General features: G+C 70.9%; 17 protein-coding genes. 9 read left to right on the forward strand and 8 right to left on the reverse strand.

The annotated features are described in order from the left end of the window. Positions 1-35: 35 nt before the first annotated feature. Positions 36-368, forward strand: a complete 333-nt coding sequence (locus tag F1721_RS24435; protein ID WP_150069121.1) for an ArsR/SmtB family transcription factor — start codon at positions 36-38, stop codon at positions 366-368. Next, positions 365-853 carry an SRPBCC domain-containing protein gene (locus tag F1721_RS24440; protein ID WP_246155281.1) on the forward strand — a complete coding sequence of 163 codons (489 nt, stop codon included), beginning with the start codon at positions 365-367 and terminating at the stop codon, positions 851-853. Before F1721_RS24435 ends, F1721_RS24440 begins: the two co-directional genes overlap by 4 nt. 494 nt (positions 854-1,347) lie before the next feature. On the opposite strand, the gene F1721_RS24445 is transcribed toward F1721_RS24440, so the two are convergent. From F1721_RS24445 to F1721_RS24460, 4 genes are read right to left on the reverse strand one after another with little or no spacing between them, the layout of a single operon-like run. After that, the gene (locus tag F1721_RS24445) at positions 1,348-1,944 is read right to left on the reverse strand and encodes a GTP-binding protein (RefSeq protein ID WP_150069122.1); all 597 of its coding nucleotides are present in this window, start codon (positions 1,942-1,944) and stop codon (positions 1,348-1,350) included. After that, a complete protein-coding gene (locus F1721_RS24450; RefSeq protein ID WP_150069123.1) occupies positions 1,925-2,668 on the reverse strand; it encodes a DUF742 domain-containing protein in 744 nt (247 codons plus the stop codon). The genes F1721_RS24445 and F1721_RS24450 overlap by 20 nt, the downstream gene beginning before the upstream one ends. Positions 2,669-2,700: 32 nt before the next feature. Next, positions 2,701-3,108 carry a roadblock/LC7 domain-containing protein gene (locus F1721_RS24455; protein ID WP_175548002.1) on the reverse strand — a complete coding sequence of 136 codons (408 nt, stop codon included), beginning with the start codon at positions 3,106-3,108 and terminating at the stop codon, positions 2,701-2,703. A 20-nt stretch (positions 3,109-3,128) separates the two neighbouring features. Continuing rightward, complete coding sequence (locus tag F1721_RS24460; protein WP_246155282.1) at positions 3,129-6,308, reverse strand: sensor histidine kinase; 3,180 nt, start codon at positions 6,306-6,308, stop codon at positions 3,129-3,131. A gap of 576 nt (positions 6,309-6,884) precedes the next feature. On the opposite strand from F1721_RS24460, the gene F1721_RS24465 reads away from it, so the two are divergent. The 4 genes from F1721_RS24465 (at position 6,885) to F1721_RS24480 (ending at position 10,705) form a co-directional block, all read left to right on the forward strand. After that, positions 6,885-7,892 carry an ABC transporter substrate-binding protein gene (locus F1721_RS24465; RefSeq protein WP_150069124.1) on the forward strand — a complete coding sequence of 336 codons (1,008 nt, stop codon included), beginning with the start codon at positions 6,885-6,887 and terminating at the stop codon, positions 7,890-7,892. Between the two features lie 207 nt (positions 7,893-8,099). Further along, on the forward strand, positions 8,100-8,867 hold the full coding sequence (locus F1721_RS24470) for an ABC transporter permease (protein WP_150069125.1): 768 nt from the start codon (positions 8,100-8,102) through the stop codon (positions 8,865-8,867). After that, positions 8,864-9,667: an ABC transporter permease gene (locus F1721_RS24475; protein WP_150069126.1), complete on the forward strand. Its 804-nt coding sequence runs from the start codon at positions 8,864-8,866 to the stop codon at positions 9,665-9,667. Before F1721_RS24470 ends, F1721_RS24475 begins: the two co-directional genes overlap by 4 nt. A 24-nt stretch (positions 9,668-9,691) precedes the next feature. After that, the gene (locus F1721_RS24480) at positions 9,692-10,705 is read left to right on the forward strand and encodes an ABC transporter ATP-binding protein (RefSeq protein ID WP_246155296.1); all 1,014 of its coding nucleotides are present in this window, start codon (positions 9,692-9,694) and stop codon (positions 10,703-10,705) included. Between the two features lie 146 nt (positions 10,706-10,851). Here F1721_RS24480 and mdlC read toward each other — a convergent pair whose 3' ends face one another. The 3 genes from mdlC to F1721_RS24495 all read right to left on the reverse strand — a co-directional run bounded on the left by mdlC (position 10,852) and on the right by F1721_RS24495 (position 14,252). Next, on the reverse strand, positions 10,852-12,450 hold the full coding sequence (mdlC, locus tag F1721_RS24485; protein WP_150069127.1) for a benzoylformate decarboxylase: 1,599 nt from the start codon (positions 12,448-12,450) through the stop codon (positions 10,852-10,854). 261 nt (positions 12,451-12,711) lie between these two features. Continuing rightward, positions 12,712-13,398: an LppU/SCO3897 family protein gene (locus tag F1721_RS24490; RefSeq protein WP_150069128.1), complete on the reverse strand. Its 687-nt coding sequence runs from the start codon at positions 13,396-13,398 to the stop codon at positions 12,712-12,714. Between the two features lie 104 nt (positions 13,399-13,502). Next, entirely contained in the window at positions 13,503-14,252 is a 750-nt protein-coding gene (locus F1721_RS24495) for a hypothetical protein (RefSeq protein ID WP_150069129.1), read from the reverse strand. Positions 14,253-14,507: 255 nt separating this feature from the next. Here F1721_RS24495 and F1721_RS24500 point away from each other — a divergent pair, with 255 nt between their 5' ends. From F1721_RS24500 to F1721_RS24510, 3 genes are all read left to right on the forward strand, one after another. After that, the gene (locus F1721_RS24500; RefSeq protein ID WP_150069130.1) at positions 14,508-16,169 is read left to right on the forward strand and encodes a DNA repair helicase XPB; all 1,662 of its coding nucleotides are present in this window, start codon (positions 14,508-14,510) and stop codon (positions 16,167-16,169) included. 222 nt (positions 16,170-16,391) lie between these two features. Continuing rightward, the gene (locus F1721_RS24505; RefSeq protein ID WP_150069131.1) at positions 16,392-16,985 is read left to right on the forward strand and encodes a suppressor of fused domain protein; all 594 of its coding nucleotides are present in this window, start codon (positions 16,392-16,394) and stop codon (positions 16,983-16,985) included. A gap of 67 nt (positions 16,986-17,052) precedes the next feature. Beyond that, positions 17,053-18,039: an o-succinylbenzoate synthase gene (locus F1721_RS24510; protein ID WP_150069132.1), complete on the forward strand. Its 987-nt coding sequence runs from the start codon at positions 17,053-17,055 to the stop codon at positions 18,037-18,039. Positions 18,040-18,849: 810 nt separating this feature from the next. On the opposite strand, the gene F1721_RS24515 is transcribed toward F1721_RS24510, so the two are convergent. Next, a complete protein-coding gene (locus F1721_RS24515; RefSeq protein WP_150069133.1) occupies positions 18,850-19,671 on the reverse strand; it encodes an SRPBCC family protein in 822 nt (273 codons plus the stop codon). Between the last annotated feature and the right edge of the window lie 455 nt (positions 19,672-20,126).

Consider the following 20,126-nt stretch of genomic DNA (forward strand, 5'->3'; position numbering starts at 1 on the left):
TGCGCTAAGTGTTTCGGGCTGCAACACTTAGCCTCATGGCTAACCATGAGGCTCTGGACGACATCTTCGTCGCCCTGGCCGACCCGACCCGGCGGGACGTGATCCGGCGGCTCGGGCGCGGCCCCACCAGCGTCGGCGAGCTGGCCCGCCCGTTCCCGATCACGCTGCCCTCGTTCATGAAGCACGTCCGCACCCTGGAGGCGAGCGGGCTGATCCGGACCAGCAAGTCCGGCCGGGTCCGCACCTGCACGCTCAACCGCGAGCGCCTCGCCCTCGTGGACGACTGGCTGGCCGAGCAGCGGCGCGCCTGGGAAGCCGCCACCGACCGTCTCGAACAGCTCGTCACCGACCTCGAGGAGACCCCGTGACCACGGCGATCGACCCCAGCCTGGACCTGACCCTGCACCGGGTGATCCGCGCCTCGCGGCAGACGATCTGGCGCGCCTGGACCGAGCCCGCGCTGCTGCAGCGCTGGTTGGTCCCCGCGCCCGCGCAGGCCCGGATCGACCAGCTCGACGTCCGCCCCGGCGGCGCGCTCGAGACCAGCATGCGCGAGGGCGACAGCGAGTTCGTGCCGCACATCGACGCGGTGTTCCTCGTGGTCGAACCCGACCACCGGCTGGTGTTCACCAACGCGGTGAACAGCGCGTGGCGGCCCGCCCTGCCCGAACCGGTGGCGATGACCGCGGAGATCGTCCTCGGCGAGCACCCCGACGGCACCGACTACCGGGTCACGGTCCGCCACCGCGACCCCGCCGCCCGGAACCTGCACGAGGACCTGGGCTTCTTCGAGGGCTGGGGCTCGGTCACCGACGCCCTGACCACCCTCGTGGAGAGCGGAGAGGCATCGTGAAGACCGCCATCACCGCCTAGCGGCGCACCACCGCCGTCGGCGGAGCCGTCCGGGGTCCGCACGCGATTTCAATGGAAATCGGACATCTGATTTCCATTGAAATCGCGGAAGTCGCCCGCAGGGGACCCGGAGTTGTCCACAGGTGTCGGCATGTCGGGTGCCCGACTCGCCGGTGGACGCGCGAGTTCCATTGAACCTTTTCATCTTGCCCGTGGACCGCAGCTGCGAAGGGCGAACGGCACCGACCGGCGAGGGTCGCATGCGCCGCAGGCGCATAACCCACCCTCGCAACTCGCACCGCCGCGGGTTCTCAGCGTTCGCCTGGCGAGGACGGCCCTGACGCCGTGTATTGGCATACATCAGTCAGGGCACCCACAGCCAGGCGGGCGCTGAGGTTCCGCCACCGGCACCGCCACCCAGAACGAGGCTGGAAAACCTCAATGAAATCGCGTCTTCGATTTCAATGGAACTTGCGGGACTGCGGGACCCGGGGATCAGCGGGCGGTGGCCATGCGCTGGCGCATGGCGTGCTCCACCAGGGTGATCAGCGCCTGCTTGGTGCTCTCGCGGTTCCTCGCGTCGCAGCTGATCATCGGGACCGAGGGGTCGATGGTCAGCGCTTCGCGGACGTCCTCCATGCGGTGGTGGAGGACCCCGTCGAAGGTGTTCACCGCGACGATGTAGGGCAGGCCGCGGTCGTCGAAGAAGTCGATCGAGGCGAAGGCGTCCGCCAGGCGGCGGGTGTCGACCAGGACCACCGCGCCGATCGCGCCCTTGACCAGGTCGTCCCACATGAACCAGAACCGGTGCTGGCCCGGGGTGCCGAACAGGTAGAGGATCAGCTCCGAGTCCAGCGAGACCCGGCCGAAGTCCATCGCCACCGTGGTGGTGACCTTGCCGGGCGTGGCGCTGAGGTCGTCGACCCCGACGCTGGCCTCGGTCATGACCGCTTCGGTCGTCAGCGGCACGATCTCGGAGACCGAGCCGACGAACGTCGTCTTCCCGACGCCGAACCCGCCGGCGACCACGATCTTCGTCGAGGTCTTCCGGCCGCCCGGCGTCGTGCGGGGATCAGAGCCTGCGAAGCCCACTGAGCACCCTCTCCAAGAACTCCATGGACGGCCGATCACCGACGACCATGCCGCTGTCGTGAATCAGAACCAGGCCGGTGTCGGCCATGTCGCCGATCAGCACGCGCACCACGCCCAGGGGCAGCCGCATGTGCGCGGCGACCTCGGCGACGGAACGGGCCTCCATGCACAGCTCGGAGATCGAGCGGTGCTCGGACCTGGACTGGGCCGCCTGGGTGCGGCCGCGTTCGCTGGTGGTGACCAGCGTTTCGATAGCAAGATCGTAATCGGTGCGGGTCCGCCCCCGAGTGCGGGCGTAGGGCCGCACCAGCGAACCGCTGTCCAGCCCGTCGTCCTCCGGCCCGTCGATGCTCGGGATGGCCGGCATCGACCCGGAGATCGACGGCATGGACTGCGAGATCGGTGCCATCGGTTGCGAGATCGACGGCATCGACTGGGAGATCGGCGACATCGACTGCGAGATCGACGGCATGGACACCGAGGGCGGGCCGCCGCCGTCGGTCGCGCGGGGCCGGGCCGGGGTCTCGGCGGACGTGTCGTAGCCGGAGCCGAACAGGTCGGCGCCGGGGCCGCCGAACAGCGCCCGGTCGTAGCTGCCGAACGAGTCGGAGTTCTGCCCGGACTCGTCGTCCACGAAGTCGTCCTGCCAGGACTCCGCGCTCAGCCTCTTGTTGTAGAGGCGGAACAGGTCACCGTCCCAGCTGGGCTCGGAACCGGTGGTCATGGCGAGCTCCCCTCAGCGTTCCCCAGCCGGAGTCACCGGCGCCCCATGCCCTGCAGCTGCGCGCGCAGCTCCGGCGTGAGCTGTCGGCCGACCCGCTCCACGAGCAGGGTCATCTCGTAGGCGACCAGGCCGATGTCGGCGTTGGGCGCGGCGAGCACGGCCAGGCAGGAGCCGTCGCTGATGGACATCAGGAACAGGTAGCCCTGCTCCATCTCCACCACGGTCTGGGTGACCTCACCGGCTTCGAAGCACCGCGCGGCGCCCTGGGTGAGGCTGACCAGACCGGACGCGACCGCGGAAAGCTGCTCGGCGCGGTCCCGCGGCAATCCCTGTGATCCGGCGAGCAGCAGGCCGTCCGCGGACACGACCACCGAGTGCGCCACGCCGGGAACCCGACGCACGAAGTCGGTGATCAGCCAACTGAAGCTGTTGCTGCTCATCGGTTGCTGCACGGACCCGTTCACTCCTGCTCCTCGGGACGGCTCGGATTCGAGCGAGGTTCGGTGGAAACCGGTTCGGCCTTGGAGTGCCTACCCCGTTTGACACCCTGCTGGAAGTTCGCCATCCGACCGCGCACGGCGTCGGCCGAGCGCGGGGTGGCGGGCTTGCGGCGGGGGGCCTGCGACGAGCGCGGGGTCGCCGAGCCCGGCACCAGGTTCGTCTTGGGCACCCGCTTGGGCAGCCCGGCTGCGGTGGTCTCCTGGACCTGCGGCGCCTGCAGCAGCGCTTCGGCCGCCTTCCACCCGGTGTCGCCGCCACCCCAGCCCGGGTCGGGCGCGGTGGTGCGCGGGACCTCGGCGACGGGCTCCGGCTCGGCGGCCGGTTCCGCCGCGGCCGCCGGGGACGACGCGGGCTCGGTCGGCTTCGACTCCGACCCCAGCGGCGAATCGTCCACATCGGACTCGCGGAACCACTGCGACAGCACGGCTTCGTAGATCGGCAGGCGTTGCGTCGGCGCGTCGTCCATGTCCCAGGAGGCCCCTCTCGGCTCGTCGTCGGCGAACGCCGGCGGCTGGCCCTGGGCGCCCTGCTCCGGGCTCCCTCCTCGGGTGGAGACGTCCGAGACCGCGTCCTGCCGGGTTCCGTTGTCCGCGGCGCGCTCGGAACTGCTCTCGACGTCGTCGGGGTCGTGCCCGGCCCCGTTCAGCGCACTGCCGTTGTGCGCCGGTTCGTCCAGCTCGGTCGGGAACTCCGCCGGGGTGAACCGCGCGGTCTTCTCCGCCTCGAACGGGCTGTGGAACAGATCGGCCGCAGCGGCGGGCGGCCCGCACTGGCCGTCGAAGCCGCCGGGCGTCTCGTCGCTCGGCCATTCCTCGGCGCGGACGTCGTCGTCCGCGGGCGCCGTCCGCTCATCCTCCCACCGGGGGACGTCGGTGGCGCCGAACGAATCGCCGGAGGACAGCGTCACCGAGTACTGGGTCGACAGCTCGGTGCCGGACTCGTCCGGTTCGGGCTCTTCCGGGGCGCTCTGGTCCATGCCGAGCTGCGGCAGCGGGGCGCGCTCGGTGGGCGGCTCGGCCGCCCGGTCGGGGCGCCCGCCGCCGAACGCGGCGGCCAGCCCGAGGTGCGCGCCGGTCTCGGTGAGCGAGTCGCGGCGCTCGTCGCGCCCGCTGCGCGGCACGTCGGGCATCGGCATCGGGCCGTCCGGGGTGAGCTGCACCACGAACTCGCCGGAGAGCCGGACCGTGGCGGTCGCGCCGCCCTCCAGGCCGTCGTTGTTGTGCAGCTCGACGCGGATGTCGTGGCGCTGGGACAGCTGGCCGACCACGAACAGACCCATCCGGCGGGACACCGCGACGTCGATCTCCGGCGGGCGGGTGAGCCGCTCGTTGATCTCGTCGATCTCGTCGGCGTCGATGCCCACGCCGCGGTCGCGGATCTCGATGACGAGCTCCTGCCTGCGGTAGGCGGCGCGGACGGTGACCTCGGTGTCCGGGTTGGAGAACACCGTGGCGTTCTCCAGCAGCTCGGCGATCAGGTGCACGAAGTCGTTGACCACGCGGCCCTGGATGGCCAGGTCGAGGGTGTCCACCACGGCGATCCGCGCGTACTGCTCGACCTCGGAGACCGCGGCGCCGAGGACCTCGTTGAGCGGCACCGGGCGCATCATCCGGCGGGTGAGGTCGGTGCCGCCGAGGATCAGCAGGTTCTCGTTGTTCCGCCGCATGCGGGTGGCCAGGTGGTCCAGCTCGAACAGGCTGCTCAGCTGGTCCGGGTCCTGCTCGTCCTGCTCCAGCCGGTCGATCAGGGACAGCTGGCGCTGCACCAGGGTCTGGCTGCGGCGGGCGAGGTTAACGAACAGGTCGTTGATGTTGTTGCGCAGCAGCGCCTGCTCGGAGGCCAGCCGCAGCGCCTGCTGGTTGACCGTGTCGAAGGTGCGGGCGACCTGGCCGATCTCCTCGCTGGTGTGCACCGGGACCGGCGGCACCGTGACCTGGCTGGCCGTGCTGGGGTTCTCGTTCACCCGGCTGATCGCGTCCGGCAGGCTCTGCTGCGCGATCTCCAGCGCGCTGTAGCGCAGGGTGCGCAGCGGGCGCAGCATCGAGCGGGCGATGAACTCCGCCACGCCGAAGGCGACCACCAGCAGGATCGCGAGCAGCACCGCGTCGCGGACCATGGCCCACCACGCGGAGTCGGCCAGCTCCTCGGCGTCCTGGTGGAAGTCGTTCAGGACCGAGTCCTCGACCGAGCGCACCAGGTCGGTCCGCTCACCGGCGACCTGGCCCCAGGTCTGCGCCGGGACGTTCAGCGGGGCGGTCTGGTCGCTCTCCGCGCGGATCAGCGCGGTCTGCTCGATCTGCTCGGTGGTGTCGACCGCGGCACCGGCGACGCGGGCCGCGTAGAGGGCGCGCTGGTCGGGGTTGGCCGAGTTCAGGAACTCGCTGTAGGCGGCCTCGAACCGGGCGTCCGCGGCGCGCATCGCCTCGGTCTGGCCGGTGAGGAACCGGTCGCGCAGCGCGGCGCTGAGCAGGATCGAGCGCTGCTGGGCGAGCTGCTCCTTGGCCCGGCCCAGCGCCTCGGAGGCGCGCGCGGTCTGGCTGACCTGCGTGTTCACCGCGGACGTGGCGACCGTGCGGTTGACCTGCAGCAGGGTGTCGATGACCGAGTTGTAGGCGACCAGCGTCTGCGGGCTGGTGAACGCCGTGTTGATCGTGCCGCGCAGGGCGCCGAGGCTGCCGACGCGGTGCACCGCGCTCTCGTACGCCTCGCGGACTTCTGGCGAGAATTCGCCAACGCGGTCCTCGAAACCGCGCAGCAGGTTCACGGCCTCGTCGACCTTCGCGCTCTGCGCCGCGTAGTCCTCGCCCGCCTTCGGGCCGCGGACGGTGGTGAACACCACTGCGAAGTCGCGCTCGCGCTGCAGCTCGTGGGTGAGGTCGGCGGCCCGCTGGCCGAGCTCGACCTGTTCGACGATGGTGCTCAGCCGGGTCTGGGTGGTCAGGCCGTCGTAGACGCGGATGCCACCGACGGCCAGCGCGGCCAGCGTCGGCACGAGCAGGACGGCGGCCATCTTGTACCGGAGGCGCCAGTTGCGCAGCCACCACTTCTTGGTGCGGGTGGCTCCCGGCTGGTCGGGCGCATCGGCTCCGGTAGCGGGGTCGTTGTTGAGCATCCCTGTTTCCTGCGCTGCGGCGGACATGTGCGTCACCGCCACGGACGGCTACCTCTCCGCGCCGCGGCGGTGTTGATCATCGTGCTGGGAGTGCGCCCGCGAACCGGCGTCGCCACGCCGAGAACCCACGAGCGGGTCGACGATTCCTCGACTTCCGCCGAACAGCCGCAGACCCTGACTCTGTCAGCCGGGCTTGCCATCACACTCCCTGGTCACAACGTGCATCCCCCGAAGCAAGAGGCCAGTCACCTCGACGGGCGAGACTATACTTAACTGGGCGTCACAAGTCAGGCCCCCAACGCAGGCGTTCATCACACGGTCGAGTGGTATGGACAACATTTGGGCCAATAGTGTGACAACGAGCTAGTTACAGCTGGTTGTGGGCGTTTCGTGAACGTTCTACAGTTCGGGTGCCCCGCCACCGCCACCGCACCACCGGGGGCGCACCGACTGTTCCCCACCCGCACCTGAGCAGCCGGTGATCACCGGTGCCGCGAACCGGTCACAGCGCATCACGGGGGCATGCATGCGCTCGGTCGCCGCGCTCCGGACGACCCGGCGCGGTTCTGCACCATGTCGCACCCCGAATCCGAGGAGGAACACATGAGCCCCGTCCCCCGCGCCCTCGATCGCCGCAGCCTGCTGAAACTCGCAGGTGGTGCCGTCACCGCCGGCGCGCTGCTGGGCACGAGCGGTTGCGGACTCCTCGGCGGGTCGCAGGGCGACAGCGGTGGGAACGACCTGGTGGAGAAGCAGAACCTGCGGGTCGGCGCGCTGCCGATCAACGACCTGGCGCCGCTGCACCTGGCCGTGAAGAACGGCTACTTCAAGGAGGCCGGCCTCAACGTCGAGATCGTCAACGCCAGCGACGGCAGCGCGGCGCTGGCCAGCACCATCGGCGGTGACTACGACATCACCTACAGCAGCTACGTGCCGTTCTTCGCCGCGCAGGCCAGCGGCACGGCCCCGCTGCGGATCGTCGCCGACTGCGCCTCGGCCGCGCAGAACACCACGGTCATCATGACCTCGCCGAAGACCGACGTCCGGAAGCCGCAGGACCTGGCCGGGCGCAAGATCGCCATCAGCGGCCCGAACACCATCACCGAGCTGCTGGTCAAGGCCACCCTGGACGCGCACGGGGTGGACTGGCGCGGGGTCGAGCTCTCCCCGGTGCCGTTCATGAACATGCCCGCCGCCCTGGACCAGGGCCGGGTCGACGCCGCGATCGTCACCGAGCCCTTCCTCACCATGGCCGCCCGCAACGGCGCGATCCCGGTGGTCGACACCGCCACCGGCCCGCTCGAGGACCTGCCGCTGACCGGCTACGGCGCGACCGCGAAGTTCGTCGACGAGCACCCCAAGACCGTCGCCGCCTTCCAGAAGGTCATGGACCGCGCGGTCACCGAGGCGCAGGACCGCAGCAAGATCGAGCCGCTGCTGCCGGAGTTCGCCAAGATCGACCCGCAGACGGCGTCGATCATCACGCTGCTCAAGTTCAACTCCCGCGCCGACGCGACCCGCCTGCAGCGGGTGCCGCGGCTGATGAAGCAGTTCGGGTTCATCAACACCGACATCAACGTCGAAGAGATGATCGTCACCCCGAAGGCCTGAACCGGCGGGCGCCGAGCGCGATTTCGCGCTCCCGACTCCGCCAGTTCTCCCGGAATTCACCGGGAATTGGCGCCGCGACGCCAATTCCCGGTCCGGGCCCGCCCCCGAAGTCCGCCACTCCCACCACGAATGCTGGAATTCGGGCATCCGCAACGAAAACCGCCGGGTGCACACCTCGCCGCACCGCCACAGAGCTGATACCGGGAAATGACGAAAACACTCCGGGGACTGCTCGGACTGCTGGGCTTCCTGCTCGTCTGGGAGCTCTTCAGCCGATCCGGAACCGTTCCCCAGCAATACTTTCCGCCACCGTCCACAGTGCTCCTCCGCCTCGCCGAGCTGCTCGGCGACCGGAACTTCCTGCTCGACGTGATCGCCAGCGTGCTGGCCTGGGCGATCGCGCTGGGCATCGCGATCGCCATCGCGGTCCCGGCCGGTCTGCTGCTCGGCAGCGTGCGCAGCATCCGGGTGGCCACCCGCGCGATCATCGAGTTCCTCCGCCCGATCCCGTCGGTGGCGCTGATCCCGCTGGCGATCGTGCTGGTCGGCGCCGGGCCGGAGACCAAGATCTCGCTCGCGGTGTACGCCGCGGTCTGGCCGATCCTGTTCAACACCATCTACGCGCTCGACGAGATCGACCCGGTCATGGTCGACACCGCCCGCTCCTTCGGGCTCGGCCGCGGTCGCGTGATGTTCACCGTGGCGCTGCCCAACGCGGCGCCGTTCGTGCTCACCGGCATCCGGATGTCCGCCGCGGTGGCGCTGATCCTGGTGGTCAGCACCGAGTTCCTGGCCGGTGGCAGCAGCGGCCTGGGCAACTTCGTCCTGGACGCCAGCTCCGGTGCGGGCCGGATGGACCTGGTCCTGGCCGGAACCCTGGTCGCGGGCATCATCGGCTACCTGATCAACGAGGCGCTGGAACTCCTGCACAAGCGCGGCCTCCGCTGGAGCACGGTTGACCGGGAGGCAGCGTGAGCAGGTTGCAAGGTTTCGTGCGGCGGTGGTTGGTGTTCGTCGTCGCCATCGTGCTGTGGGAGCTGGTCACGCGGTTCGCGCAGAACCCGTTCTTCCCGCCGCCGACGCAGATCGTCGAGGCCGCCGGGCAGAAGTGGTTCAGCGGCCCGGCCTCCTCGCTGTTCCTCACCGACGAGGTCTTCACCGACCTGCTGGCCAGCCTCGGCCGGGTCTTCGCCGGGTGGCTGATCGCGGTGGTGATCGGCGTCGGGCTGGGCACGCTGCTGGGCCGGTCCCGCACCGGGATGGACTACTTCGGACCGCTGATGGCCTTCATGCGCGCCATCCCGCCGCCGGTGCTGGTCCCGGTGTTCCTGGTGCTGCTGGGCATCGGCACCGAGATGCAGATCACCGTGATCGTCTTCGGCGTGATGTGGCCGATCCTGCTCAACACGGTGGACGGGGTGCGCTCGGTCGACCAGGTCAAGGTGGACACCGCCAAGTCGTTCCGGATCCCCCGCTCGCACTGGGTGTTCGGCGTGGTGCTGCCCGCCGCGACCCCGAAGATCTTCGCGGGCCTGCGGGTCAGCCTGTCGCTGGCGCTGGTGCTGATGGTCGTCTCGGAGCTGGTCGGCTCCACCAACGGCATCGGCTACCGGCTGATCTTCGACCAGCGCGCGTTCGACCTGCCCGCGATGTGGGCGGGCATCGTCCTGCTGGGCGTCCTCGGATACCTGCTCAACACCCTGCTGCTCGCAGTGGAACGCCGCGCGCTGAGCTGGCAACCGTCGCAAGCGTCGGCGAACGTAGTCGGAGGCTGAATCCTGATGACCGAAACCAAGACCATGCTGGACGTCTCCGGGCTCGGCCACCGCTACGGCGGCCCCAGCGGCCACCAGGCCATCGCCGACCTGACCTTCCAGGTGCGCACCGGTGAGCTGGCCTGCATCGTCGGCCCGTCCGGCTGCGGCAAGTCCACGATGCTGCGCTCCATCTCCGGGCTGATCAAGCCGACCAGCGGCGAGGTGAAGCTCAACGGCTCCCCGGTGCAGGGCGTGCCCGAGGACCTCGCCGTGGTGTTCCAGGACTACAGCCGCTCGCTGTTCCCCTGGCTGTCGGTGCGGTCGAACGTGGAGTTCCCGCTGCGCTCCCGCGGCGTGAGCAAGGCCGAGCGCCGCGAGCGCGCCGACGAGGTGCTCGAGTGGGTGGGCCTGTCGGCGGCGGCGAAGAAGTACCCGTGGCAGCTCTCCGGCGGCATGCAGCAGCGCGTCTCCATCGCCCGCGCGCTGGCCTGCCGCCCGGCCCTGCTGCTGATGGACGAGCCGTTCGCCTCGGTGGACGCCCAGACCCGCTTCGAGCTGGAAGACCTCCTGCTGCGCGTGCGCAAGCAGTACGACAGCACGGTCCTGCTGGTCACCCACGACATCGACGAGAGCATCTACCTGGCGGACCGCGTGTTCGTCCTGTCCAAGTCCCCGGCGAGCATCGTGGCGGACCTGGAGATCCCCCTCGGCGACGACCGCGACCAGATCACCACCAGGGAGTCGGAGACCTTCGTCCACCTCCGCAGCGAGGTCGCCCGCCTCCTCGACGTCCGCACCGCAGCGACGCCGAAGCCTGCGGCGGAGGCTTCGGCCGACGCGGAAGCGTCGGAGGCCGCGGAAGCGGCGGAGGTTTCGGAGCCTGCGGAGGCGGAAGCCGGAGCGGCGACGGCGGAGCCGGAGTCGGCCGAGGCGGCGGAGCCCGCCGAGTCCGATGTGGACGCGCCGAAGGGCGGAGCGGAGGCGGAGCAGTCCACTGCGAAGCAGTGGGCGGAGGCCGAGAAGGCCGAAGCGCCCGAGAGCGCGAAGCGCAGCTGAGCGCCGAACAGCGGAACAGCCCCGGCCGCAACGCTGCCGGGGCTGTTTGCTCGGTACGGCTCAGACCTCGAACGTAAGCCGTGAGTGCTTTGCGGGGCTATAACACCACAAAGCACTCACGGGCCTTGAGCAGGCGGAACCTCGGATCAGTACAGGTAGCGCTGGCCCGGGTCGACCTTGACGTGGAGGAGGGTCGGGCCCTGCTTGCCCTCCGCGAACTCCTCGGACAGCGCCGCTCCGAGGTCCTCCGGGGTCTCGATCAACTTGGCCGGGCAGCCGAGGCTGGTGGCCAGGGCCGCGAAGTCGATGCCGCCGAGCTCCACGCCGGGCAGCTTGTCGCCGCCCGCCGCCTCGCCGAGGACCGCCACCGCCGCGTAGCGGGAGTTGTCCATGATCACGAAGGTGACCGGGGCCTGCTCGCGCACCGCCGTCCACACCGACTGGATGCCGTACATGCTGGAGCCGTCGCCCAGCAGCGCCACCGTGCGGCGGTTCGGGTCCGCCATCGCCACGCCGACCGCCGCGCAGATGCCGTAGCCGAGCGCACCCGAGAACCCGGTGAAGAACCCGCCGTCGGTCGACCGGATCGGGAAGAACTCGTGCAGGTCGTTGCGGTGGCTCGGGGTCTCCTCCACCACCGCCGCGTCCGCGGGCAGCGCCTCGGCGATCGCGTCGAACACGTACGCCGCGCTCATCGGCGCAGCCGCCGCGGGCTTCTCCGGCCGCTGGTACGTCTTCGGGGCGCTGCGCGGCACGTCCTCGACCTGCGCGTTGACCTGCCGGACCGCGTGCCCCAGGGTGCCCAGCACGCCCCGCCCCTGGCGGGCGCGGGCCAGCACCTCGGGGTCGTCGTGCACCAGGAACATCTCCGGCAGCTCGACCTCGCTCTCCCCGCGGTACACGTGGTACGTGAACGCCGGGGCGCCCCACACCACGACCAGGTCGTACTCGGCCAGCTCCGCGCTCAGCGCGCGCTGCTCGGGCTGCAGGAAACCGGCGAACTGCGGGTGGTCCTCGGGGAACGAGCAGCGCGGCGACATCGGCGCCACCAGCACCGACGCCTTCGTCTTCTCGACCAGCTGCACCATCTCGTCGACGACCTGGTCGGCGTCCACCGCCGGGCCGACCACGAACGCCGGGCGCTCGCAGGTGCGCAGCGCCCCGACCAGCTCGGCGACCGCCGCCGGGTCCGGCGCGAAGCCGGGGGTGCGCGGCCGCGCGGGCACCGGGACGCCGGGCTGGTCCCAGTCGTCGGCCGGGATGGACAGGAACACCGGGCCGTACGGCGGGGTGGTGGCCAGCTGGTAGGCGCGCACCAGCGCGGCCGGGACGTCCTCGGCTCGCGCGGGCTCGTAGCTCCACTTCACGTACGGCTGCGGGAAGTTCGGCGCGTCGGTGGCGCCGAGGAACGGTTCGCCGAACATCAGGCTGCGGGTCTGCTGGCCCGCGGTGACGATCATCGGCGTGCGGTTGCGGTAGGCGGTGAAGATCGCGCCCAGCGCGTGCCCCACCCCGCCCGCGGAGTGCAGGTTGACCAGCACCGGCTCGCGGCGCGCCTGCGCATAACCGTCGGCCATCGCGACCACCGCGGACTCCTGCAGGCCGAGCACGTACCGGAAGTCGTCCGGCCAGCCCGTCAGGAACGGCACCTCGGTCGTGCCCGGGTTGCCGAACACGGTGGTCAACCCGAGCTCCCGCATCAGAGTCCGGGTGATGTCACGGACCGTGCGGTCCTCGCTGCGCATCGCAAGCCTCCCTCATCGTGCGAACAACCCCGCTCACCTGCGAGGTTGCCCCTGCAACGACACCACATCCGGCAGGTCTGAACCAGATCGCGTTGGTCACTGGGCGCCAATCGCCGGTGCGGCTCGACGGCCCGGGGAGGCCGCGAGCAGCGGCGCTCCCGCGCGGGCGGTCGCACGGGGTGGCCCACGCCACCCGGCGATCTCGCGCGAAATCGCCGGGTGGTCAGCGGGAGGGGCGCCGATCTCGCGCGAAACCGGCGCTCAGGTGGACTTCCAGCACATGGTGAGCGGCGGCTCGTTCCACGTCAGGTACTTCTCGGAGTCCTCGGTGCACGCGGCGTCACCGCTGGTGTTGTTGGCCACCGCGGTGACCTGCTGCGCGGCGTCCGGGTCCGAGCACGGCACCTTCGTGGAGATGTCGAGCATCGGGGCGGTCAGGCAGTCGCCGGTCTTGACGTCCGGGACCATGCACATCACGTAGTCGCCGCGCTTCTCCAGCGAGTCGTAGTCATCGCCGCAGCTGCCGGACCCGTCGAGCTGCTTGGCGACCTTGAAGTCGGACTCCGCCGAACCGCAGGCGGCCTTGTCCCACTCCGGTCGGGTCGTGCTCGGGTTGGTGACGTCGACGCACTCGCCGACCGCGATGCCGCCGCCGTCGACGCTGCGCAGCAGGGCCACCACCACGACCCCGACGATGCCGAGGACCAGGGTCCCGACCATGCCCAGGACCTTCTTCGCGGCACCGCCCTGCTGCGGCGCACCGCCCTGCGGAGGCATCTGCGGCGGCGGGCCACCTGGGAATCCGCCCTGCGGCGGCATCTGCTGCGGCGGCGGGCCTGCCGGGTAGCCCTGCGGCGGCCCGGCGGGCACCGGCTGCTGCTGGCCCCACTGCTGCTGCGGCGGCGGGCCCCACTGCGGTTGCTGGCCGAATTGCGGAGGCTGAGTCACGGGTTCCCCCAGTCGGTTCGAGCTGAAAACGGCGAGAATCTAGCGAATCCGCCGCCCCCGCGTGATCAGCTCGACCGCACTGCAACGCAGGTCACGTTGCCGTCTCAGGCTCCCCGCACGTCGTTGAAGCAGAACGTCTTCTCGGCGAAGTTGTAGTACCCGTCGCCCTGGCCGCAGACCTGCGCCGGGTCGCCGCGCGGCGCGACCTTGGTGATCTGGTCCTTCGCCTCGGAGCAGTCCAGCTTCAGCGGGATCCGGTTGCCCGCCTCGTTGTAGGGCGTGATGCAGTCGCCCTCCTCGACGTCCAGGACGATGCAGTAGGTCTGGCCGTCGACGACGTTGCTGTAGTCGTCGCCGCACACCGCGCGGTCGGTGCCGTTGGCGACCTTCACGACCTCGTAGTCGGAGTCGAGGGTGCCGCAGGTCTCCACGGTCATCTCGCCGCCGCTCTCGTCGAGCAGCCCGATGCAGTCCCCCACGGTGACCGGCCCGTCCTCGGCCTGGCTGGTGGTGGCCGGGCTCGTGGTGGACTCGACGGGACCCCCGCCGGTCGGGCTCGCCTCGTTGCGGTTGCTGACGTTCACGATCATCACGACCACGAGGGCGACGACGCCGATCACCGCGACACCGGCGCCGACCAGACCGAGGATCAGCCCGGTGGACTTCTTCTTCGGCGGCATCGGCGGCTGCGGCTGGTTCCCGGCGACCTGGCGCCAGAAGTCGTCCGGCTCGTTCGGCGGCGGGTAACCGCCGGTCGGATAGCCGCCGGTCGGGTACTGTCCGCCGGGGTACTGCTGGCCCGAGTACGGTCCGGACTGCGACCCGTAGGGATCCGGCTGCTGTGGGTAGCTCACTGCTCCTCCGTATATTCGTTCACCTCGAGAAGGCTAACCGCACACCCGGACTTCGGTGCGCGAACGGCTGATATAGGAGCTTTTCCGCACCGGCCGGTCCGGCGCGGTCGGACGGCAACATCGTCCGCGCGGGACAAGTACCCTCGTCGGTGTCGCGTGACCAGCGCACGCAGGCCGGTCCGCCCGGGTCGGGACTGCGGCGGGCGTGCCGGGAAGGTCACTGATCACCTGCGGACCCGAGGGAGCTGCGCACCCGTGACCGACGGACCCCTGATCGTCCAGTCCGACAAGACGCTTCTGCTCGAAGTCGACCACGCCCTCGCCGACGAGGCGCGCACCGCCATCGCCCCCTTCGCTGAGCTGGAGCGCGCCCCCGAGCACGTGCACACCTACCGCATCACCCCGCTGGCGCTGTGGAACGCGCGCGCCGCCGGGCACGACGCGGAGCAGGTGGTGGACGGCCTGGTGCGCTTCTCGCGCTACCCGGTGCCGCAGCCGCTGCTGGTGGACATCGTCGAGACGATGGGGCGCTTCGGGCGGCTGCAGCTGGTCAACGACCCGGCGCACGGGCTGGTGCTGAACTCGCTGGACCGCGCGGTGCTCGAAGAGATCCTGCGGAACAAGAAGATCACCCCGATGCTGGGCCAGCGCATCGACGACGACACCGTCGTGGTGCACCCCAGCGAGCGCGGGCGGCTCAAGCAGATGCTGCTCAAGGTCAGCTGGCCCGCCGAGGACCTGGCCGGGTACGTCGACGGCGAGGCGCACCCGATCAAGCTGGAGCAGGACGGCTGGCAGCTGCGCGACTACCAGGCGCAGGCGGTGCAGTCGTTCTGGGCCGGTGGCTCGGGCGTCGTGGTGCTGCCCTGCGGCGCGGGCAAGACGCTGGTCGGCGCGGCGGCCATGGCCGAGGCGCAGGCGACCACGCTGATCCTGGTCACCAACACCGTGGCCGGTCGGCAGTGGAAGCGGGAGCTGATCGAGCGGACCTCGCTGACCGAGGAGGAGATCGGCGAGTACTCCGGCGAGAAGAAGGAGATCCGGCCGGTCACCATCGCCACCTACCAGGTGATCACCCGCCGCTCCAAGGGCGAGTACAAGCACCTGGAGCTGTTCGACTCCCGCGACTGGGGCCTGGTGGTCTACGACGAGGTGCACCTGCTGCCCGCCCCGGTGTTCCGGATGACCGCCGACCTGCAGTCCCGGCGGCGCCTCGGGCTGACCGCGACGCTGGTCCGCGAGGACGGCCGCGAGGGCGACGTGTTCTCGCTGATCGGCCCCAAGCGCTACGACGCGCCGTGGAAGGACATCGAGGCGCAGGGCTGGATCGCCCCGGCCGACTGCATCGAGGTCCGGGTGACGCTGACCGACAACGAGCGCCTGGAGTACGCGACCGCGGACGCCGACGAGCGCTACAAGCTGTGCTCCACGGCCCGCACCAAGGCCCCGGTGGTCAAGGCGATCCTGGACCAGCACCCCGGCGAACCGGCGCTGGTCATCGGTGCCTACCTGGACCAGCTGCACGACCTCGGCGCGGCGCTGGACGCGCCGATCGTGGAGGGCTCGACGAAGAACAAGGAGCGCGAGGCGCTCTTCGACGCCTTCCGGAACGGCGAGATCAACCGGCTGGTGGTCTCGAAGGTCGCGAACTTCTCCATCGACCTGCCGGAGGCGTCGGTGGCGGTGCAGGTCTCGGGCACCTTCGGGTCGCGGCAGGAGGAGGCGCAGCGGCTCGGTCGGCTGCTGCGGCCGAAGGCCGACGGCAAGCAGGCGCACTTCTACTCGGTGGTCTCGCGGGACACGCTGGACACCGACTACGCGGCGCACCGGCAGCGGTTCCTCGCCGAGCAGGGCTACGCCTACCGCATCGTGGACGCCGACGACCTGCTCGGCCCCTCGATCCCGGACGTCGGGTGACGACAATTCCGAGACACACCCGGTCAGCTGTCACCCAAATGTGTCCACGCTGGGCCCGGCAGCCGCTACGGTTGCGGTGGACGCACGCGAGCTGACCAGGCACGTCGGTCCGGACGTGCGCAGTGGTCCGCGCGCCGCCGCAGGTGACCACCGATCGGGGGCGGACGCCGGGAGCAGGACGGGTGCGCCGCGCGCTTTGCAGGCAGGGACACTGGAGATCGGATGACCACCGAGCAGGAACGCACCGCCATGGGCGGGGCGCACCGGTTCGTCGGACTCGCGGAGAACCTCGAACGCCACGCCGGCACCCCGACCGCGGCCGAACCCCCCAACGTGCACGGCACCAACCGCGGCTACGGCCTGGTCTTCTTCCACCTGGAGCAGTACCACCTGACCACGGTGATCAGCAGCGGGCTGCGCTTCCAGCCGCTGGGCGCCGAACCGGCCCAGGAGCTGGCCTGCACGGTCTACAAGGAGCAGGCCGAGGCGGCCCGCCACCTGGTCGACCTCACCGCCGAGGTGCTGGTCCAGCAGCGCACCCACCTGGTGCCCGACCAGATCGTCCCGAACGAGCAGCCGCTGCTGCCGGGCACCGAGTTCCACGGCGTGCTGGCCAGCGGCCACCCGATGTTCCCCCCGGAGTTCACCCGTTTCACCGACCCGGACGGCATCGAGCAGCTCCAGGTCTTCACCCTCCTCCCGGTGACCCTCGGCGAGCTGAACTACATCCTCGACAACGGGGTGACGGCCCTGCGCCAGCAGTGGGCCCGCTTCGAGGTCGACGTCTTCGACCTGGGCCGCCCCAGCGTCGCCTGAGCCGCGCGGACCGCCCAGCACGTCCCCTTGGCACGCCGGGGTGGCGGCGGGGTGACAGGATCGGGGCATGGCACCTGCGACGATCGACCTGGCGGAACTGGACGCGGTGCGGGTGTACGCGCTGCCGATGCGCAACAAGTTCCGCGGGGTGACGGTCCGGCGCGGGGTGCTGCTCGGCGGCCCGGCCGGGTGGGGCGAGTTCTGCCCGTTCGAGGACTACGACGACGCGCAGGCGGTGCCGTGGCTGGCCGCCGCGCTGGAGGCCTGCACCGAGGCCTGGCCGGAACCGGTGCGCACCAGCATCCCGGTCAACTGCACGGTCCCCGCGGTGTCGGCGGACAAGGCGCACGCGATCGTCGCGGCGTCCGGGTGCCGCACGGCCAAGGTCAAGGTCGCCGAGCCCGGCCAAACGGCTGGTGACGACGTCGAGCGCGTGGCCGCCGTGCGCGACGCGCTGGGTCCGGGCGGCGCGATCCGCGTGGACGCCAACGCCGCCTGGGACGTCGACACGGCGGTCACCCGGATCCGAGAGCTGGACCGCGCGGCGGGCGGCTTGGAGTACGCGGAGCAGCCCTGCCCGTCGGTGGACGAGCTCGCCGCGGTCCGGCGCCAGGTCGACGTGCGCATCGCGGCGGACGAGAGCATCCGCCGCGCCGAGGACCCGCTGCGCGTCGCGGTGGCCGGAGCGGCGGACGTGGCGATCATCAAGGCGACACCGCTGGGCGGGGTGCGCCGAGCGCTGCGCGTCGCCGAAGCGTGCGGACTGCCGTGCGTGGTGTCGTCGGCGGTGGAGACGAGCATCGGCCTCGCCGCGCAGCTGGCCCTGGCGGGGGCGCTGCCGGAACTCCCCTTCGCCTGCGGCCTGGGCACGATGTCCCTGCTGGACGGCGACGTCGTCGCGGACTCCCTGCTCCCGGTGGACGGCCACCTCCCGGTCCTCCGCCGCCCCCCGGAACCGGACCCGGCCCTGGTCGCAGCGGCGACCCCCACGGCGGACGTCCAACACCGCTGGCTCGAACGCCTCGGCCGCGTCGACACCCTCCGCCGCGCCTAGGGCTGGGCTCGGCCTGGCGTCGTGAGTGCGAAAACCGGCTGGAGGCGGTTTTCGCACTCACGACCCCTCGCGGCCTTGAGGGCGGTGCGGCGATTTCGCAGGAAGTCGCCGCCCTGCACGCGAGCGAGCCGCCGGTTTCGCGCGAAGTCGCCCCACACACAGCGCCTCGGAACCCGCGCTCACCTCCCGAGGCCGACCAGAGCCCGTCGGCGCGAGGGTGCGGCCGGTCGGGCCAGATTCATCCTGGCGCCGGGTCGAGCATCGTCTTCCCAGGTAGCCAAGGCCCTTGATCTTGGACCAATGTGGAGGTACCCGGCCCCCGCCGCGCTGGCCCGGTGCCGGTTCCGGGAGCGGCAGGGACATCGCCTGACGATCGGCAGCCAACCGACTGGGCGGCCAGGTGGCTCAGCGACCCGGGGTCGGCGCGGCTGCCGGGGGACCATGCGTCCGGAGGTTCAGCGGTGATATCCGGGAGAGTTGGGCGTCGTGCGTTGCGGTGAGTGTGCGGTTGCTTTGGGTTCAAAGCGGTGGGTGGTCGCCTTGGGCGGGTAGCGATTTCAATCGAAATCGCGGACGTTCGGCACAGCGCTCGCGGTGGTGATACCTGCGCCTCACGGCAGTGGCATCAGGTGGTGCGCTCGTAGCAGTGCTACCGGGCGTGCCTGCGGTGGTGATGGGGGTGGAGGTCGGTGCGTGTCTGTCGGGCTGCGTTGGGGCGCGGTGGGGTGCGATTTCGGGAGAAATTGACCGTCACCCGGGTGAACGTCGTTTTCTCCCGAAATTGCCGTTCTCCCGGGTGACGGTGCTGGGTCAGGCGCGGCGGCGTCGGCGGCGGATGAGGCGGAAGACCAGGGCGAGGGCCACCGCTGCGACCGCTAGCGGGGCGAGGCGCTTGAGGACCGGGGCTCCGGCCGTGCCGAGGAGGTCGATCGCCTCGTCCGACGGCACCGGGCCTCCGGTGACCACCGCGTCCGCGCGGCGCGACGGCTCCTCCGTCGCCGTGCTCGCGAACTCGCCGTCCCGGCTCCCCGCCGGGGTCACCCGCCAGCTCGCCGGCTCCGCGCCTCCGGCGCTCGCCGAGCTCGCCTTCGCCTCCGCGGGCTTCGCCGCTGCGGCTTCGGGTTCCGCGGGCTTCGCCGCCGCGGCTTCGCCGGCGGACGGCTTCGCCTCGGCTGCCGCCGGGGTGCCCTCCTCGGTGAGCTGCTTGGCGAGGTTGGCCGCGAACTGGTTCAGGATCTTGCCGCCGACCTCGGAGATCAGCCCGCGGCCCAGCTGCGCTGGCTTGCCGGTGACCTTCAGGTCGGTGTCCACGGTGACCGAGGTGGTGTCGCCCTCGGGCGTGAGCACCGCGGCCACCGTCGCCGCGGCGGTGCCGCTGCCGCGGGAGTCCTTGCCGCTGGCGTCGATGACCACGCGGCGGGCGCTCTCGTCGACCTCCTTGAAGGTGCCGGTTCCCTTGTAGAGCAGCGTCACCGGGCCGAGCTTGACCTTCACCGAGCCGGAGAACTCGTTGCCCTCGGCCTTGGTGAGCGTGGCGCCGGGCATGCACGGTGCGACCCGCTCCGGGTCGAGCAGCGCCTGCCACGCCACCTCGACCGGCACCGGAACGCTGAACTGGTGCTGCATCTGCACGGGGAGTCCTCCTGGTTCGAACCGAACTCGGCCCGGCGGGACGGGCCGTCCTCCTGCTGAGGCGTCGCCTTCCAGCTTCCCAGCCTCGGCGGCCGACCTCTACCCCGTTCGGATCATTGAACGGCATCCGTCCTCACCACGCCGCACCCGAACCGCGACCGCTGTCGACCGCCTTCACGAGTTCGAGCCCACCCGACCACGAGTTCGAGCCCACCCGACCGGGCGAGCCCGATCACCGAACGAGTCCCGATCCCCCGCCTCCACCACGAGCAAGGCGACCACCAACCCACAGTCTCAACCGAAACCACGCCCCCCGCCCGCGACGACCCACAGTTTCAGTTGAAACTGCACCCCCCACACGGCGGACCACAGCTCCGATCGATGCTGCGACCCCACACTCCTCCGGCGCGTCGGGCACCCGACGCGCCGGAGGGTGTGGGCAGACCGTCCGACCT

Origin of the sequence: Saccharopolyspora hirsuta, from assembly GCF_008630535.1 — a bacterium.
GTDB lineage: Bacteria > Actinomycetota > Actinomycetes > Mycobacteriales > Pseudonocardiaceae > Saccharopolyspora > Saccharopolyspora hirsuta.

Excerpts from the sequence above, each read along its gene's own strand:
- F1721_RS24435 (WP_150069121.1), top strand. The coding sequence starts at position 36 with ATGGCTAACCATGAGGCTCTGGACGACATCTTCGTCGCCCTGGCCGAC.
- F1721_RS24450 (WP_150069123.1), bottom strand. The coding sequence starts at position 2,668 with ATGACCACCGGTTCCGAGCCCAGCTGGGACGGTGACCTGTTCCGCCTC.
- F1721_RS24455 (WP_175548002.1), bottom strand. The coding sequence starts at position 3,108 with ATGAGCAGCAACAGCTTCAGTTGGCTGATCACCGACTTCGTGCGTCGG.
- F1721_RS24460 (WP_246155282.1), bottom strand. The coding sequence starts at position 6,308 with ATGTCCGCCGCAGCGCAGGAAACAGGGATGCTCAACAACGACCCCGCT.
- F1721_RS24465 (WP_150069124.1), top strand. The coding sequence starts at position 6,885 with ATGAGCCCCGTCCCCCGCGCCCTCGATCGCCGCAGCCTGCTGAAACTC.
- F1721_RS24470 (WP_150069125.1), top strand. The coding sequence starts at position 8,100 with ATGACGAAAACACTCCGGGGACTGCTCGGACTGCTGGGCTTCCTGCTC.
- F1721_RS24480 (WP_246155296.1), top strand. The coding sequence starts at position 9,692 with ATGCTGGACGTCTCCGGGCTCGGCCACCGCTACGGCGGCCCCAGCGGC.
- mdlC (WP_150069127.1), bottom strand. The coding sequence starts at position 12,450 with ATGCGCAGCGAGGACCGCACGGTCCGTGACATCACCCGGACTCTGATG.
- F1721_RS24505 (WP_150069131.1), top strand. The coding sequence starts at position 16,392 with ATGACCACCGAGCAGGAACGCACCGCCATGGGCGGGGCGCACCGGTTC.
- F1721_RS24510 (WP_150069132.1), top strand. The coding sequence starts at position 17,053 with ATGGCACCTGCGACGATCGACCTGGCGGAACTGGACGCGGTGCGGGTG.